Genomic DNA, 14,090 nt, shown 5'->3' with positions numbered 1-14,090 from the left:
AGGATGGAATCTAGGCACTGTCAAGATTGGGTGGCTATGATGGCGCGATGAGGAGCAGGGGCACCTACCACCACGGTGATCTCAAAGCGACGATCCTGGCCTGCGCTGCCGATCTGGTGGCCGAACGCGGCGCCGACGGAGTCTCGCTGCGCGAGTTGGCGCGCGCCGCTGGGGTCTCACACGCGGCACCCGCGCACCACTTCACCGATCGCCGCGGATTGTTCACCGCGCTCGCTGCCGAAGGGTTCCGGATGCTCGCTACCGAACTCGGTCAGGCGCGGCCCGAGTTTCTCGACGCCGCGCTGGCCTACGTGCGGTTCGCCCTCGCCAACCCCGGTCACTACGAGGTGATGTTCGACAAGTCCCTCCACCACGCCGACGACCCGGCGCTGGTCGAGGCCCAAACCGCGGCGGCCTCCGAATTGTCCGCCGGCGTAGGGACATTGGACGACCCGCGGGCCGTGGAGGATCCGCAGGCCGCTGCGCTGGCCGCGTGGTCGCTGGTGCACGGCTTCTCGCTGCTGTGGCTCAACGGGGCGGTGGACACCACCGGTGACCCGGTGGCCACGGTGGGCCGCGTCGCCGGCATGCTGTTCGGCAGCGGACCGGTAACGTGCCCGCCATGACCGACACCCCGCTCACCGAAATCGCCGTGACGACACTCGATGGTCGCGCCACCACGTTGGCCGAGTTGGCCGACGGCGCGGCGTTGGTGGTGAACGTCGCCTCCAAGTGTGGCCTGACACCGCAGTACACCGCGCTTGAGCAACTCGCCAAGGATTACGGCGGGCGCGGACTGACCGTGATCGGGGTGCCCTGCAACCAGTTCATGGGCCAGGAACCCGGCACCGCCGAGGAGATTCGCACGTTCTGCTCCACCAACTACGGCGTGACATTCCCGCTGCTGGAGAAAGTCGAGGTCAACGGCCCCGGTCGGCACCCGCTCTACGCCGCGCTGACCCGTACCGCCGACGATTCGGGCGAAGCCGGTGACGTGCAGTGGAACTTCGAGAAGTTCTTGATCGCCCCCGACGGACGTGTCGTCAAGCGGTTCCGCCCGCGCACCGCTCCCGACGACGCCGCGGTGATCGCGGCGATCGAAACCGTCGTGCCGCGATAGCCCAACCGACACCTGCGTGCGCCGTGTCGTCCACCTTCGCGACATCTGATGTTGCGACACTGCGAGTGTGGCAGGACAGCTGATCGTCTCCATCTCCGGTGTCAGTGAGCGCACCCTGGCCGACGTCGTAGCGTTCCGGAGTGACCTCGACGAACGCGGCGTGCCCGCGTCGTTTCTGGTGGCCCCGCGCCTCAAAGGTGGTTACCGGCTCGACCACGACATACCCACTGTCGAGTGGCTCGGCGACCGGCGCGCCAACGGTGACGCTGTGGTTCTCCACGGGTACGACGAAGCCGCCACCAAACAGCGGCGAGGTGAGTTCGCGACGCTGCAGGCGCATGAGGCGAACCTGCGGCTGATGGCCGCTGACCGGGTCATGGAACATCTCGGACTACGCACCCGGTTGTTCGCCGCGCCGGGCTGGAACGTATCCCAGGGCGCATTGACAGCCTTGCCCCGCAACGGGTTCCGATTCGTGGCCGGTCTGTCCGGGATGACGGATCTGGTCCGCAGGCAGACGGTGCGCGCACGCGTGCTCGGCATCGGCGAAGGTTTCCTGGCCGAACCGTGGTGGTGCCGCACCCTGGTGTTGGCCGCCGAGCGCACCGCGCGCAGACAAGGCGTCGTGCGGGTTGCGGTGGCGGCCCGCCACCTGCGCCGGCCGGGGCCGCGCCAGGCCATGCTCGATGCCGTCGACTTGGCGCTCCTGCACTCCTGCGCGCCGACGGTGTACGAATGGCGACCCCAACCTGCGCTGACTGACGCCGCATAGGGCCATCCGCTCGATACATTGACGTCATGGCTGATGTCTCCTCTGGCGCCGGCACGCGTGCCGCCGACGTGATCGTGGTGGGTGCCGGATTGGCGGGTCTGGTCGCGGCGGGCGAACTGGTGCAACGCGGCCGGCGGGTGCTGATCGTCGACCAGGAGAACGAGGCCAACATCGGCGGTCAGGCCTTCTGGTCCTTCGGCGGGCTGTTCTTCGTCGACAGCCCCGAACAGCGGCGGATGGGCATCCGGGACAGCTACGAACTCGCGCTGCAGGACTGGCTCGGGTCGGCCGCCTTCGACCGACCCGAGGACCACTGGCCCCGGCAGTGGGCGCACGCCTACGTCGACTTCGCCGCAGGCGAGAAGCGCAGTTGGCTGCGCGACCTCGGCCTGGAGACGTTTCCCCTGGTGGGCTGGGCCGAACGTGGTGGTTACGGCGCCAACGGCCACGGCAACTCGGTGCCGCGGTTCCATATCACCTGGGGGACCGGGCCCGCCCTGGTCGACATCTTCGCGCGCCGGGTCGTGGGTGCGCCCGGGGTGCGATTCGCATATCGGCACCGGGTGGACGGACTGATCGTCGAGGGCGGCACGGTGGTCGGCGTGCGGGGATCGGTGCTGGAGCCGTCGTCCGCGCCGCGCGGCGCGGAGTCGTCGCGAAACGTGGTCGAGGACTTCGAATTCCGGGCGCAGGCGGTCATCGTGGCCAGCGGCGGTATCGGAGGCAACCACGACCTGGTACGCAAGTACTGGCCCAAACGGATGGGCCGGGTGCCCGAACAACTTCTCAGCGGAGTGCCCGCCCATGTGGACGGCCGGATGCTGGAGATCTCGGCGACTGCCGGCGCCGACGTGATCAACAGTGACCGGATGTGGCACTACACCGAGGGGATCACCAACTACGACCCGATCTGGCCGCGCCACGGCATCCGCATCCTGCCGGGACCGTCGTCGCTGTGGCTCGACGCCCACGGTCAGCGACTACCGGTGCCGCTGTACCCGGGTTTCGACACACTCGGCACCCTGGAGTACATCGCCCAAACCGGTCAGGACTACACGTGGTACCTGTTGAACTCGCGGATCATCGCCAAGGAATTCGGGCTTTCGGGCCAGGAGCAGAACCCCGACCTCACCGGCCGCAGCATTCGCGGGGTGCTCGAGCGCGGCCGCAAGGGTCCCGCACCGGTGCATGCCTTCGTGGACAAGGGCGTCGACTTCGTCTCTGCGACCACATTGCGTGAGCTGGTGACCAAGATGAACGGCATCCCCGATGTGGTGCCGCTTGACTTCGACGTCGTGGAAGCCGAGGTCACCGCACGCGATCGCGAGGTGAGCAATCGCTTCACCAAGGACGGTCAGATCACCGCGATCCGCGCCGCGCGTGCCTACCTGCCCGACCGGCTCAGCCGGGTGGTGGCACCGCACCGGTTGACCGATCCGAAGGCCGGTCCGCTGATCGCGGTCAAACTGCACATCCTGACCCGAAAGTCGTTGGGCGGCCTGCACACCGATCTCGACTCGCGGGTGTTGCGGGGCGACGGCACGATCTTGCCGGGACTTTACGCCGCGGGGGAGGCCGCCGGGTTCGGCGGTGGCGGGGTGCACGGTTACCGCTCGCTGGAGGGCACCTTTCTCGGCGGATGCGTGTTTTCCGGGCGGGCCGCGGGCCGCGCTGCCGCCGGCGCGGTCGGCTGACCGGGCGGATTCACCGCGCGAGGTGACACCGGCGGTGCGTGAGCGCGCCGGATCCCCGTTAGAAGCCGGTGGCCGACTCCTGTTCGAGGATGCGGAAGTCGGTATCGGTCATCTCGGTGAGTCGGCCGTAGAAGATCGGGCGGCCGACCGGGTCGATGATCGCCTGGTGAATCGGCACCGCGTGGCTCGGTGCGACGGCACGCAGATAATCCACCGCCTCGGAGATCTTCAGCCACGGTGCGGCCGCCGGGGTGGCCAGCACGTCGACCGGTTCACCGGGAACGAACAACGCATCGCCGGGGTGCATGAGACGGGCAGGATGCTCGCCGTCGCCGACGAGATAGGAGATGTTGTCGATGACGGGGATCTCGGGATGGATGACCGCGTGGGTGCCGCCGGCGCCGCGCACCGTGAGGTGCCCGATCGCCACCTGGTCGCCGACGTTGACGGCCTGCCAGGACCCGCCGAGCTGAGCCGCGGTCTGCGGGTCGGCGTACAGGGCGGCCTGCGGATTGGCCTCGACCAGGCCGGGCAGCCGCGCGGTATCGGCGTGGTCGGGATGCTGATGGGTGATCAGGATCGCGTCCAGCCCCGTGATCCCCTCGAAGCCGTGCGAGAAGTTGCCCGGATCGAACAGCACCGTGGTCTGCCCGCCGGCGCCGTCGTCGAAGCTCGCCAGTAGGCAGGAATGACCGAAATGTGTGAGCTGCATGCCTATATTGTTGCGGTCAGGGGCCAGGTGGGGGTGTAGGTGTACGCACGTGTGGTGTCGGCACTGGCAGTGGCTGTGACAGTGGTTGTGGCCGGGGTGTTGTCCGGTCTTGCGTTCACGCCCGGGTTGGGTCGAGCGGCGCCGGGGGTCTGCCCGCCGGTCTGCGATGTGATCCCCGACTCGGCGTGGATCGAGGCCGGTTCGGTCCCGCTGTTTCCGGTCTACCGCTGGCCGCAGCCGGCATCGGTCGCGGCACCGGCGAGCACACCACGCTTCGCGTTCGAACAGTGGTGCGCCAGTCCCGGCCGGGACGCCGATCCGCGCGACTACGCCGTCGCAGCCCAGGCCCGCGTCGACAGCCCGCCCGGACACTGGAATCTGCACGCGCAGGTACTGCACTGGCGCGGTGACACCGTCACCGGCGGGCGGACCGCGCTGCAGACGCTGGAATGGGCACGGATGGCACTGGCGGCGTGCCAGCTGACCGCGCCGGAGGTGTCCCCGTCGATCACCACCAGCACCGCCATGGACCTGGTGGCCGTGATCAGCGACGGTGGCCGCCGCGTCATGCGTTCCTACCTGCTCGTGGACCCGGCCAGCAGCTCCCTGGTGGAGCTGACCCTGTGGTCGAGTTCGCCGCCCGCCGTGGAGTGGCGCGGCGTGGCGTCCGACACAGCGGTGCTCGATGCGATGGCGTTTCCGCTGTGTGCGGCCTACCTGGGCTCGTGCCGGTGACACGAGGCGGGTGTCGCCGCAGGTAGAGTGATCGCCGTGGCAAAAGTGGTGGTACACGTCATGCCGAAGACCGAGATCCTCGATCCGCAGGGGCAGGCGATCGTCGGAGCGTTGGGCCGGCTCGGGTTCGCGGGTATCTCGGATGTGCGGCAGGGCAAGCGTTTCGAACTGGAAGTCGACGGCGACATCGGCGACGACAAGCTCGCCGAGATCGCCGAATCGCTGCTCGCCAACACCGTGATCGAGGACTGGACGGTCACCCGGGAAACGCAGTCATGACCGCCAAGGTGGGTGTCATCACATTCCCGGGCACGCTCGACGACATCGACGCGGCCCGGGCGGTGCGGCTGGCTGGGGCCGAACCGGTCAGTCTCTGGCACGCCGACGCCGACCTGAAGGGTGTCGACGCCGTCGTCGTCCCCGGCGGATTCTCCTACGGCGACTACCTGCGCGCCGGCGCCATCGCGAAGTTCGCACCGGTGATGGGCGAGGTGGTGGCGGCCGCCGGACGCGGGATGCCGGTGTTGGGCATCTGCAACGGATTCCAGGTGCTCTGCGAGGCGGGCCTGCTCCCCGGTGCGCTGACCCGCAACGCCGGTTTGCACTTCATCTGCCGAGACACCTGGCTTGAGGTCGCGTCGAACACCACAGCCTGGACCACCCGTTACGAGCAGGGTGCCGACCTGTTGATTCCGCTGAAGTCCGGCGAGGGCCGCTATGTCGCCGGACAGGCTGTGCTCGACGAGCTTGAGGGCGAGGGCCGAGTGGTGTTCCGCTACCGCGAAAACCTCAACGGTTCGATGCGCGGCATCGCCGGCATCAGCTCGGCCGACGGTCGCGTGGTGGGCCTGATGCCACACCCCGAGCACGCCACCGAGGCGCTGACCGGGCCGTCCGACGACGGGCTCGGCATCTTCTACTCCGCTCTCGACGCGGTTTTGGTGTCCTGAGGGCCGCTTTACCGGCGTTGCATGACGAGCGCGCAGCTGCGTCGGCCGGCAATGCGTGGCGCCCCGTTCTGATGTCCCGTTCCGGGCCCGGTTAGCGGTCCGGTGTGGTCAACCGAAAATGCGCCATGGCGTCGTCGAGTGCGCCACGCAGCGTTCCGGTGCCGGTTCCGTCCAGCCAGAACTGCACCGCGGTGTGAATCGCCGCGATGACGGTCGCAGCGGCCAGGCGTGGCCCGATGTCGACGACCGGGTCGGTTCCGAGTCGGTGTCCGATCTCCTCGGCGACGATGCGCTCCACCTCGATATCGGACTTGCGTTCCTCGGCCAACAGCGAGGGTTCTGATCTGATCAATCGGGTGCGCGCCATCCAGGTGCGGTCCGGTTCGTCTGCGAAAAGGGCTACGGCAGCGGCATGCAGGGCGTCATGCAGCGGTTCGTCGATGGGGCGGGCACGAAGCGCGGCGCAGAGGAGATCCGCCCGGATTGCTGCCATGCCGACGATCGCGGCCTCTTTGCTCGGGAAGTAGTTGTTGAACGTACGCGGCGACACGCCCGCTTCGGCGGCGATGTCTTCGGTGCGGACCGCGGCGACACCGCGTTCAACGGCGAGGCGCAGCGCGGCAGCGCCAAGACTCGCCCGCGTGTCGCGTTTCTTTCGCTCACGCAGTCCGAGTGTGCCGTCATCTGTGCTCAATGCCGACCCTGCCTCACTCGACTCGTTGAAAAGCATAGTTCTGCAGCGCTTGTGAACCATCCGACTGTAGTCGCGACAGCAGTCGTGGCAGCGGACTCGACACCAGGAGATTCCGTGCGCAGATGCCGAACCGGGTCCGGGGAACGGTGAGATAGGTGAACAAATGACCTTGCTTGCTGGATACCAACGGGCGCTGCGCTGCCTCGTAACGCGCCAACGCCTGGTGCGGTGAGTTGCCACTGGCGAGTTCCCCGGCAAGACGGTAGGCGCCGGTGAGAGCCAGTAGTGCCCCCGCACCGGATGCCGGTGACGCGCAGTAGGCGGCGTCGCCGACCAGGACGATGCGACCGGTGGACCACGCGGGCATCGTGATCTGGTCCAACGAGTCGAAGTAGAAGTCCGGTGCGGCGTCGGCGGCGTCGAGCAGCGCGGGCACGTGCCAGCGCAGGTCCCGGAACGCTTCGCGCAGCAGCCGCCGTTGCTGTCCGGTGTCACGGTAGTCGTAGTCGATCGCGCGGTCGGCGTGGAAAATGAAGTTGATCAGGCCCATTCCCGGCGCTCCTCGATCGACCGCAGCAGACCTTCCCGGCTCGTTGTAGAACGTCGTCCAGTGTTGTTCGCCGACGTGCAGTCCCGTGCTGGCCACGGCGTAGTAGTGCTGCTTGAAAACCCGGAAGTTCTGCTCCGGTCCGAAGGCCAGACGGCGCACGCGGGAGTGTATTCCGTCTGCACCGACCACCAGGTCGAAGCGGCGCGGTGCTGTCCGGGCGAAGGTGACGTCCACTCCGGTGGTCTCTGGGGTGAGTGTGGTGACCGTATCGCCGAAGATGTAGTCGACGTCGGACGCAGTTGCCTCATGCAGCAGGTGCGCCAGATCGCCTCGCGTGATCTCGATGTCTTCCGACCCGACCATCCTCTCGAGGTTGTCGGTGGCGATACGGGCGCGTTGCCGATCGTGGCGGTCGACGAATCGCAGGCCCCGGTTGACCAGTGCCCTTGCTCGCACACCGGCGCTCAGTCCCATGCGCTCGATCACCGCCAACGCCTCGCCGCGGATATCTACCCCGTTGCCGCCCTGTCGGAGTTCGGGGGCCTGTTCGACGACGGTGACGTCGAAGCCGGCGCGATTGAGCCAGAACGCCGTCGCTGGGCCGGCGATGCTGGCACCGACGATGAGTATGTGGGGTCGGGGCATGTTCCCATGCTGACAGAAAAATGCGCATCGCGCAAAATTGCGTAATGCGCATGTTTGCAGCGGAGCGAGGGTGCGTGAACTCGCCGCTTCGCGCGGCGGGTTGCCCGCAGACACGCACGCTCGCGAGTGTGGGGTGCTCGCGAGTGTGGGGTGCTCGCGAATGTGGGGTGCCCGCGAATGTGGGGTCAGGGGCTGAGCGCGACCGAGGCTTCGGCGGTGTAGCACAGGAACGTCATCGTCTCCTGCAGGTACAGCTGCACGGTCTCGGCGTCGTGCGACAGATACCCGATGCACACATCGGTGCCCAGCTGCAGGTCGAAATCGCCTCCGCGGGTTGATAACACGAAAGCGCCGTCGATCGCCGGCGCCCAGATGATGTCACCGTCGACGAGCCGATTCAGGTGCTCGCGGATCGGATAACCGTGTGCGGTGGTCTCGCTGACCTTGGTGTAGACATCGGCCGACAGCAGCACGCTGTAGGGACCGTCGACGCCGGCCAGCCGCAACTCCGACAGCGCCTGGCTGATGACATCGGGGATCTCACGCGGATCCTCGGGCAGGGCCAGGCTCGGGCACGAGCTGGCCTTGCGGATACCGCCGATCCGAGCCGCGTCGTAACCCTCGAAGATGGCCCGGTCCTCCGCGAACGCCAACTTCTTGGCGGCCTCCTTGACCGGATCCCAGTCCGAGTCCTGCGAGCCGCGTTCGACATCGTCGACATCGATGCGCCTGACGGAGAACGGAACTCGCAACCGAACCAACGGTCGTGCGTCGCGCAGGTGGGCGACGACCCCGTCGCCGGGGGAGGCGACGTCGAGCAGATGGCCCGTGCTCACGGCCGCAGTGACCGGGCCGCCGGGCTCGCTGACGTCGACCACCCGGCGTCCGGCGATGTGACGCTTGAACGTCCGGGTGGCCTCCTGTTCGATCTCCGCCCACGCGGCGTCGGTGATGGGGGCCAACTCCCGGTACAGGTTGTTCATTGCGATTGTCCTTTCAGGCTGCCGATCGCCAGAGAGCCGGGGTAGCGAGTTGCTACGGTGTGGTTTTGACGCCCAACGCCCGGCATCTCGGGTGGATCGTCGAGGAAATCGATGGTCGGAACGAAGAACAGCGTGCCGGTTTCCGCGGTCGAGAAATCCAGGATCCGGTCGGTGTTGCCCGGCGGATCGCCGAGGAACATGTTGCGCAGCATCCGTTCTGTCACCGCAGGATCGGCAGAGTAGGCGATGTAATAGGTGCCCGACTCCCCGCGCTCTCCACGGCGCTGTCCACCCAGCGTGCCGAACGGCATGTTGGCCCGCACGATCTGGAGCTCATTGCCGTCGGCATCCTCGATGGTGTTGAGCGCGACGTGCGAATCGGCCGGTTTGACATCGTCGTCGAGCTCGATGTCCTCCAGCTTGGTGCGGCCGATCACCAGCTCCTGTTCGTTGACGCTCAACGCATTCCACGCATCCATATCGTGGGAGTAGCGCTGCACGTGCACGTAACTGGCGCCGGCGAAGGCAGGATCGTCATCGATCTGGACGGCGGCGACCGCATCCGGGCCGTCCGGGTTCTCGGTGCCGTCGACGAAACCGAGCAGGTCGCGCTGCTCGAAGAACTTGAAGCCGTGCACCTCGTCGACGACGGTCACCGCCCCGCTCATCGATGCCAGGATGCGGCCGCCGAGTTCGAAGCACACGTCCAGTGACCCGCCGCGGATGTGCAGCAGCAGATCGCCGCTGGTGGACGGTGCGTGATGGCGGTCGCCGGTGAGCTCGACGAACTCATGCAGCTTCGCCGGCCGGGGACCGGAAAACAGCCGATCCCACGCCGTCGAGCCGATTCCGGCAACCAGGGTCAGGTGGGCGTCCGGGACGCGGAATCCGACCGCGCGGACCAACCCGCTCAACCCGGTCAGTGCGTCGTGGACGACCGACTCGCCACCCTCGTCGATGGTGGCCACCAGAAAGATCGCCGCCGGTGTCAGCGGTGTCAAGACGGGCTGTGGACGCGGCACATCTGGACCCTAGCGTCAAGATCAACGGGTTGACCGGTCAAGATGGAAAGATGCCAGCTAGCCCCCATGGCCTCTGTGAGTTCATCGACGCATCGCCGTCGCCCTTCCACGTATGCCGCACCGCGGCGGACCGGTTGAACGCCGCCGGCTTCACCGAACTCGCCGAAAGCGATCCGTGGCCTGCCGGCGGCGCCCATTTCGCGGTGCGCGCGGGATCGCTGATCGCCTGGCGATCCCACCCCGCGTCGGTGACCGCGCCGTTCCGGATCGTGGGCGCCCACACCGACAGTCCGAACCTGCGGGTCAAACAGCATCCGGACCGCTTCATCTCGGGTTGGCAGGTGGTGGCACTGCAGCCGTACGGCGGTGCCTGGCTCAACTCGTGGCTCGACCGCGACCTCGGGATCAGCGGACGGCTGTCCGTCCGGGAGGGCAACGCGATCCGGCATGCGCTGGTGCGGATCGACGAACCGATCCTGCGGGTTCCGCAGCTGGCCATTCACCTCGCCGAAGACCGCAAGGCTGTCGAACTGAACCCCCAGCGCCACGTCAACGCCGTGTGGGGCACCGGCACCGGCGCCCGGTCCTTCCTGGACCACGTGGCCGGCGCGGCCGGCGCCGACGGCGCCGACGTGCTCGGCTTCGATCTGATGACCCACGATCTGAGCCCGTCCCGGCTGGCCGGAGTGGACAACGACCTGGTCAGCGCGCCACGCCTGGACAACCAGGCGACCTGCTACGCGGGCCTGGAAGCGTTCTTGGACGCCGACCCCGATGCCGGCGCAGTGCCCGTGCTGGTGCTGTTCGACCACGAGGAGGTCGGCTCACAGTCCGACCACGGCGCCCAGTCCGAGCTGCTGCTGACCGTGCTGGAACGCATCACGCTGGCCGCCGGCGGCAGCCGGGAGGACTTCCTGCGGCGGCTGCCCGACTCGATGGTGGCGTCGGGGGATATGGCGCACGCCACCCACCCGAACTATCCCGAGCGTCACGAGCCGGGCCACCTGATCGAGGTCAACGCCGGCCCGGTGCTCAAGGTGCAGCCCAATCTGCGCTACGCCACCGACGGGCGCACCGCTGCGGCATTCGCGCTGGCCTGCGCACAGGCCGGGGTGAATCTGCAGCGCTATGAGCACCGTGCCGACCTCCCGTGCGGGTCCACCATCGGACCGATGACCGCGGCGAACACCGGCATACCGACCGTCGACGTGGGTGCCGCCCAGCTGGCGATGCATTCCGCGCGCGAGGTGATGGGCGCTGCCGATGTCGCCGGGTACGCCGCTGCATTACAGGCGTTTTTGTCACCGGCCTGATCTAAGGTCGGGCCATGGCACTGAATGTGGAGATGATCACCTTCGATTGTGTGCAGCCGGACAGCTTGGCCGAGTGGTGGGCCAAAGCCGCCGGCGGTGACGTGAATGCCGTCGCGCCAGGTGAATTCGTGATGGTGGTCCAGGAGGGACGGCCGACGCTGGGATTCCAGCGGGTGCCCGATCCCACCCCCGGCAAGAACAAGGTCCATCTGGACTTCCACGCCGCCGACAAAGAGGCCGAGGTGGCCCGGCTGATCGAACTCGGCGCCGCCGAGACGGGGCGCAACAGCTTCGGGCCGGAGTTCGAATGGGTGGTCCTGGCCGACCCCGAGGGCAACGCCTTCTGCGTGGCCGGAGGCTGAGGACGGCAGCACCTCGCCGGTCCCGAGCGGTCCAGGACGGTACCGGCCGACGCCAATCAATGACGCAGATCAACGACGCAGATCGCCGAACTCTGACGACCGCCCCGAGCCGACGGATGATTCTCGTCACAGTTCGGTGCTGAGCAGCGTGATACTGCACGGTGTGGGCGCGCCCACGACTGCGGCACGGTTGCCGCAGTCTTCGCCAACTAGACTGACGCGGTGAGTTCTGGGTTGACCCAACAGGTAGACACCGTCGAGCAGGCCGCCGCCACCCCCGACCAACCCCAGCCCTACCGGGAGCTCGGGCTCAAGGACGACGAGTACCAGCGGATCCGCGAGATCCTCGGCCGCCGCCCCACCGACGCCGAGCTGGCGATGTACTCGGTGATGTGGAGCGAGCACTGCTCCTACAAATCCTCCAAGGTGCACCTGCGCTACTTCGGCGAGACCACCACCGCGAAGATGCGCGAGGCGATGCTCGCCGGCATCGGCGAGAACGCCGGCGTCGTCGACATCGGCGACGGGTGGGCAGCCACCTTCAAGGTGGAGTCGCACAACCACCCGTCCTACATCGAGCCCTACCAGGGGGCGGCGACCGGCGTCGGCGGCATCGTGCGCGACATCATGGCGATGGGTGCACGCCCGGTGGCGGTGATGGATCAACTGCGGTTCGGTGCCGCGGACGCGCCCGACACCCGCCGCGTCCTCGACGGTGTGGTCCGCGGGGTCGGCGGCTACGGGAACTCGCTCGGACTGCCCAACATCGGCGGCGAGACCATCTTCGATGCCAGCTACGCGGGCAACCCCCTGGTCAACGCGTTGTGTGTCGGTGTGTTGCGCAAAGAAGACCTGAAGCTGGCGTTCGCGTCGGGTGCGGGCAACAAGATCATCCTGTTCGGCGCGCGCACCGGCCTCGACGGCATCGGCGGGGTCTCGGTGCTGGCCTCGGAGACCTTCGGTGGCGATGAGTCGGAGGCCGGCGCCGGCCGCAAGAAACTGCCCAGCGTGCAGGTCGGTGATCCGTTCACCGAGAAGGTGCTCATCGAATGCTGCCTCGAGCTCTACGCCGGCGATCTCGTGGTTGGTATCCAGGATCTTGGCGGAGCCGGATTATCTTGTGCGACATCTGAACTCGCATCTGCCGGGGACGGCGGGATGCGGGTCGAGCTGGAGACGGTCCCGCTGCGGGCGGCGAACATGACCCCCGCGGAGATCCTGTCCAGTGAGTCGCAGGAGCGCATGTGCGCGGTCGTCACCCCCGACAACGTCGACGCCTTCATGGCGGTGTGCCGCAAATGGGATGTGCTGGCGACCGTGATCGGTGAGGTCACCGACAGTGGGCGACTCGAAATCACCTGGCACGGTGACACCGTCGTCGACGTGCCGCCGCGCACGGTCGCCCATGAAGGCCCCGTCTACGAGCGGCCCGTGCAGCGCCCGGACAGCCAGGACGCGCTGATCGCCGACACCGCGGCATCGCTGCCGCGCCCGGCGACCGGCGACGAGTTGCGCGCAACGCTGCTGGCCATGGTTGGCAGCCCGCACCTGTGCAGCCGGGCGTTCATCACCGAGCAGTACGACCGCTACGTGCGTGGCAACACCGTGCTGGCCGAGCACGCCGACGGTGGCGTGCTGCGTGTCGATGAGCAGACCGGCCGCGGCATCGCGATCTCCACCGACGCCTCCGGCCGCTACACCGCGCTCGATCCGTACACCGGTGCCCAGCTTGCGCTCGCCGAGGCGTACCGCAACGTCGCCGTCACCGGCGCGACCCCGGTCGCGGTCACCAACTGCCTGAATTTCGGTTCGCCCGAGGATCCCGGCGTCATGTGGCAGTTCTCCCAAGCTGTCCGAGGTCTCGCCGACGGTGCTGCCGCGCTTGGTATCCCGGTCACCGGCGGCAACGTCAGCTTCTACAACCAGACCGGAACCACGCCGATCCTGCCGACTCCGGTGGTCGGCGTGCTCGGTGTCATCGACGACGTCCGCCGCCGCATCCCCACCGGTTTCGGCGCCGAGCCGGGGGAGACGCTGATCCTGCTCGGCGATACCCGCGACGAGTTCGACGGCTCGATCTGGGCCGAGGTCAGTGCCGGTCACCTCGGCGGTGTGCCGCCGAGGGTCGATCTGGAACGCGAGCAGCTGCTGGCCGAGGTCCTGACCGCCGCATCGCGCGACGGTCTGGTCTCGGCTGCCCATGACCTGTCCGAGGGCGGTTTGATCCAGGCCGTCGTCGAGGCGGCGCTGGCCGGCGAAACCGGTTGCCGCATCGTGCTTCCCGAGAATGTGGACCCGTTCGTGGCGCTGTTCTCGGAATCGTCGGGTCGCGTCCTGGTGGCGGTGCCCCGAACCGAGGAGAGTCGCTTCACCGCGATGTGCGAAGCGCGTGGCCTGCCCGCGGCCCGGATCGGTGTCGTGGACCACGGCGCCGGCGGTGCCGGGCCGGCCATTGAGGTCCAGGGCCTGTTCACGGTGACCCTTGAGGAGTTGCGGCGCACGTCGGAAGGCGTGCTGCCCGGGTTGTTCGGGTGACGC

The 14,090-nt window shown here is 67.8% G+C and carries 15 protein-coding genes; 10 read left to right on the top strand and 5 right to left on the bottom strand.

Annotation, left to right across the window (positions count from 1 at the left end; translation table 11 throughout):
• Positions 1-47 precede the first annotated feature (47 nt).
• The 4 genes from ACNUDN_RS23370 to ACNUDN_RS23355 all read left to right on the top strand — a co-directional run bounded on the left by ACNUDN_RS23370 (position 48) and on the right by ACNUDN_RS23355 (position 3,586).
• Entirely contained in the window at positions 48-626 is a 579-nt protein-coding gene (locus tag ACNUDN_RS23370; RefSeq protein WP_419124108.1) for a TetR/AcrR family transcriptional regulator, read from the top strand.
• Positions 623-1,120 (top strand): glutathione peroxidase, encoded by a 498-nt coding sequence (locus ACNUDN_RS23365; protein WP_419124107.1) that lies wholly within the window; start codon positions 623-625, stop codon positions 1,118-1,120. Before ACNUDN_RS23370 ends, ACNUDN_RS23365 begins: the two co-directional genes overlap by 4 nt.
• 67 nt (positions 1,121-1,187) lie before the next feature.
• A complete protein-coding gene (locus ACNUDN_RS23360; protein ID WP_419124106.1) occupies positions 1,188-1,892 on the top strand; it encodes a DUF2334 domain-containing protein in 705 nt (234 codons plus the stop codon).
• A 26-nt stretch (positions 1,893-1,918) separates the two neighbouring features.
• Positions 1,919-3,586 carry an FAD-binding dehydrogenase gene (locus tag ACNUDN_RS23355; RefSeq protein ID WP_419124105.1) on the top strand — a complete coding sequence of 556 codons (1,668 nt, stop codon included), beginning with the start codon at positions 1,919-1,921 and terminating at the stop codon, positions 3,584-3,586.
• Positions 3,587-3,644: 58 nt separating this feature from the next.
• Here the strand turns inward: ACNUDN_RS23355 and ACNUDN_RS23350 are convergent, their stop codons facing one another.
• Entirely contained in the window at positions 3,645-4,298 is a 654-nt protein-coding gene (locus ACNUDN_RS23350; protein WP_419124104.1) for an MBL fold metallo-hydrolase, read from the bottom strand.
• 75 nt (positions 4,299-4,373) lie between these two features.
• On the opposite strand from ACNUDN_RS23350, the gene ACNUDN_RS23345 reads away from it, so the two are divergent.
• Genes ACNUDN_RS23345 through purQ form a run of 3 tightly spaced genes read left to right on the top strand, consistent with a single transcriptional unit; the run spans position 4,374 to position 5,983 of the window.
• Positions 4,374-5,033 (top strand): ATPase, encoded by a 660-nt coding sequence (locus ACNUDN_RS23345; protein ID WP_419124103.1) that lies wholly within the window; start codon positions 4,374-4,376, stop codon positions 5,031-5,033.
• 36 nt (positions 5,034-5,069) lie between these two features.
• Entirely contained in the window at positions 5,070-5,312 is a 243-nt protein-coding gene (purS, locus tag ACNUDN_RS23340; RefSeq protein ID WP_419124102.1) for a phosphoribosylformylglycinamidine synthase subunit PurS, read from the top strand.
• Positions 5,309-5,983 carry a phosphoribosylformylglycinamidine synthase subunit PurQ gene (gene purQ, locus ACNUDN_RS23335; protein ID WP_419124101.1) on the top strand — a complete coding sequence of 225 codons (675 nt, stop codon included), beginning with the start codon at positions 5,309-5,311 and terminating at the stop codon, positions 5,981-5,983. The genes purS and purQ overlap by 4 nt, the downstream gene beginning before the upstream one ends.
• Positions 5,984-6,074: 91 nt before the next feature.
• On the opposite strand, the gene ACNUDN_RS23330 is transcribed toward purQ, so the two are convergent.
• The 4 genes from ACNUDN_RS23330 to ACNUDN_RS23315 form a co-directional block, all read right to left on the bottom strand.
• Positions 6,075-6,677, bottom strand: a complete 603-nt coding sequence (locus ACNUDN_RS23330; protein ID WP_419124100.1) for an acyl-CoA-like ligand-binding transcription factor — start codon at positions 6,675-6,677, stop codon at positions 6,075-6,077.
• 13 nt (positions 6,678-6,690) lie between these two features.
• Positions 6,691-7,872, bottom strand: a complete 1,182-nt coding sequence (locus ACNUDN_RS23325) for an FAD-dependent monooxygenase (RefSeq protein ID WP_419124099.1) — start codon at positions 7,870-7,872, stop codon at positions 6,691-6,693.
• Between the two features lie 185 nt (positions 7,873-8,057).
• Positions 8,058-8,855, bottom strand: a complete 798-nt coding sequence (locus tag ACNUDN_RS23320; protein ID WP_419124098.1) for a family 1 encapsulin nanocompartment shell protein — start codon at positions 8,853-8,855, stop codon at positions 8,058-8,060.
• On the bottom strand, positions 8,852-9,877 hold the full coding sequence (locus tag ACNUDN_RS23315) for a Dyp-type peroxidase (protein ID WP_419124097.1): 1,026 nt from the start codon (positions 9,875-9,877) through the stop codon (positions 8,852-8,854). Before ACNUDN_RS23315 ends, ACNUDN_RS23320 begins: the two co-directional genes overlap by 4 nt.
• Positions 9,878-9,927: 50 nt before the next feature.
• Here ACNUDN_RS23315 and ACNUDN_RS23310 point away from each other — a divergent pair, with 50 nt between their 5' ends.
• The 3 genes from ACNUDN_RS23310 (at position 9,928) to purL (ending at position 14,087) form a co-directional block, all read left to right on the top strand.
• Complete coding sequence (locus ACNUDN_RS23310) at positions 9,928-11,190, top strand: M18 family aminopeptidase (RefSeq protein ID WP_419124096.1); 1,263 nt, start codon at positions 9,928-9,930, stop codon at positions 11,188-11,190.
• Between the two features lie 14 nt (positions 11,191-11,204).
• A complete protein-coding gene (locus ACNUDN_RS23305) occupies positions 11,205-11,552 on the top strand; it encodes a VOC family protein (RefSeq protein ID WP_419124095.1) in 348 nt (115 codons plus the stop codon).
• Positions 11,553-11,786: 234 nt separating this feature from the next.
• A complete protein-coding gene (gene purL, locus ACNUDN_RS23300) occupies positions 11,787-14,087 on the top strand; it encodes a phosphoribosylformylglycinamidine synthase subunit PurL (protein WP_419125277.1) in 2,301 nt (766 codons plus the stop codon).
• Positions 14,088-14,090: the final 3 nt, after the last annotated feature.

The organism is Mycobacterium sp. smrl_JER01, from assembly GCF_048513595.2.
Taxonomy (GTDB): domain Bacteria; phylum Actinomycetota; class Actinomycetes; order Mycobacteriales; family Mycobacteriaceae; genus Mycobacterium.
The sequence above is the reverse complement of the archived record's forward strand: the minus strand, read 5'-3'. Positions and strand labels throughout refer to the sequence as shown.

Excerpts from the sequence above, each read along its gene's own strand:
- ACNUDN_RS23370 (WP_419124108.1), top strand. The coding sequence starts at position 48 with ATGAGGAGCAGGGGCACCTACCACCACGGTGATCTCAAAGCGACGATC.
- ACNUDN_RS23365 (WP_419124107.1), top strand. The coding sequence starts at position 623 with ATGACCGACACCCCGCTCACCGAAATCGCCGTGACGACACTCGATGGT.
- ACNUDN_RS23355 (WP_419124105.1), top strand. The coding sequence starts at position 1,919 with ATGGCTGATGTCTCCTCTGGCGCCGGCACGCGTGCCGCCGACGTGATC.
- ACNUDN_RS23350 (WP_419124104.1), bottom strand. The coding sequence starts at position 4,298 with ATGCAGCTCACACATTTCGGTCATTCCTGCCTACTGGCGAGCTTCGAC.
- purQ (WP_419124101.1), top strand. The coding sequence starts at position 5,309 with ATGACCGCCAAGGTGGGTGTCATCACATTCCCGGGCACGCTCGACGAC.
- ACNUDN_RS23325 (WP_419124099.1), bottom strand. The coding sequence starts at position 7,872 with ATGCCCCGACCCCACATACTCATCGTCGGTGCCAGCATCGCCGGCCCA.
- ACNUDN_RS23320 (WP_419124098.1), bottom strand. The coding sequence starts at position 8,855 with ATGAACAACCTGTACCGGGAGTTGGCCCCCATCACCGACGCCGCGTGG.
- ACNUDN_RS23310 (WP_419124096.1), top strand. The coding sequence starts at position 9,928 with ATGCCAGCTAGCCCCCATGGCCTCTGTGAGTTCATCGACGCATCGCCG.
- ACNUDN_RS23305 (WP_419124095.1), top strand. The coding sequence starts at position 11,205 with ATGGCACTGAATGTGGAGATGATCACCTTCGATTGTGTGCAGCCGGAC.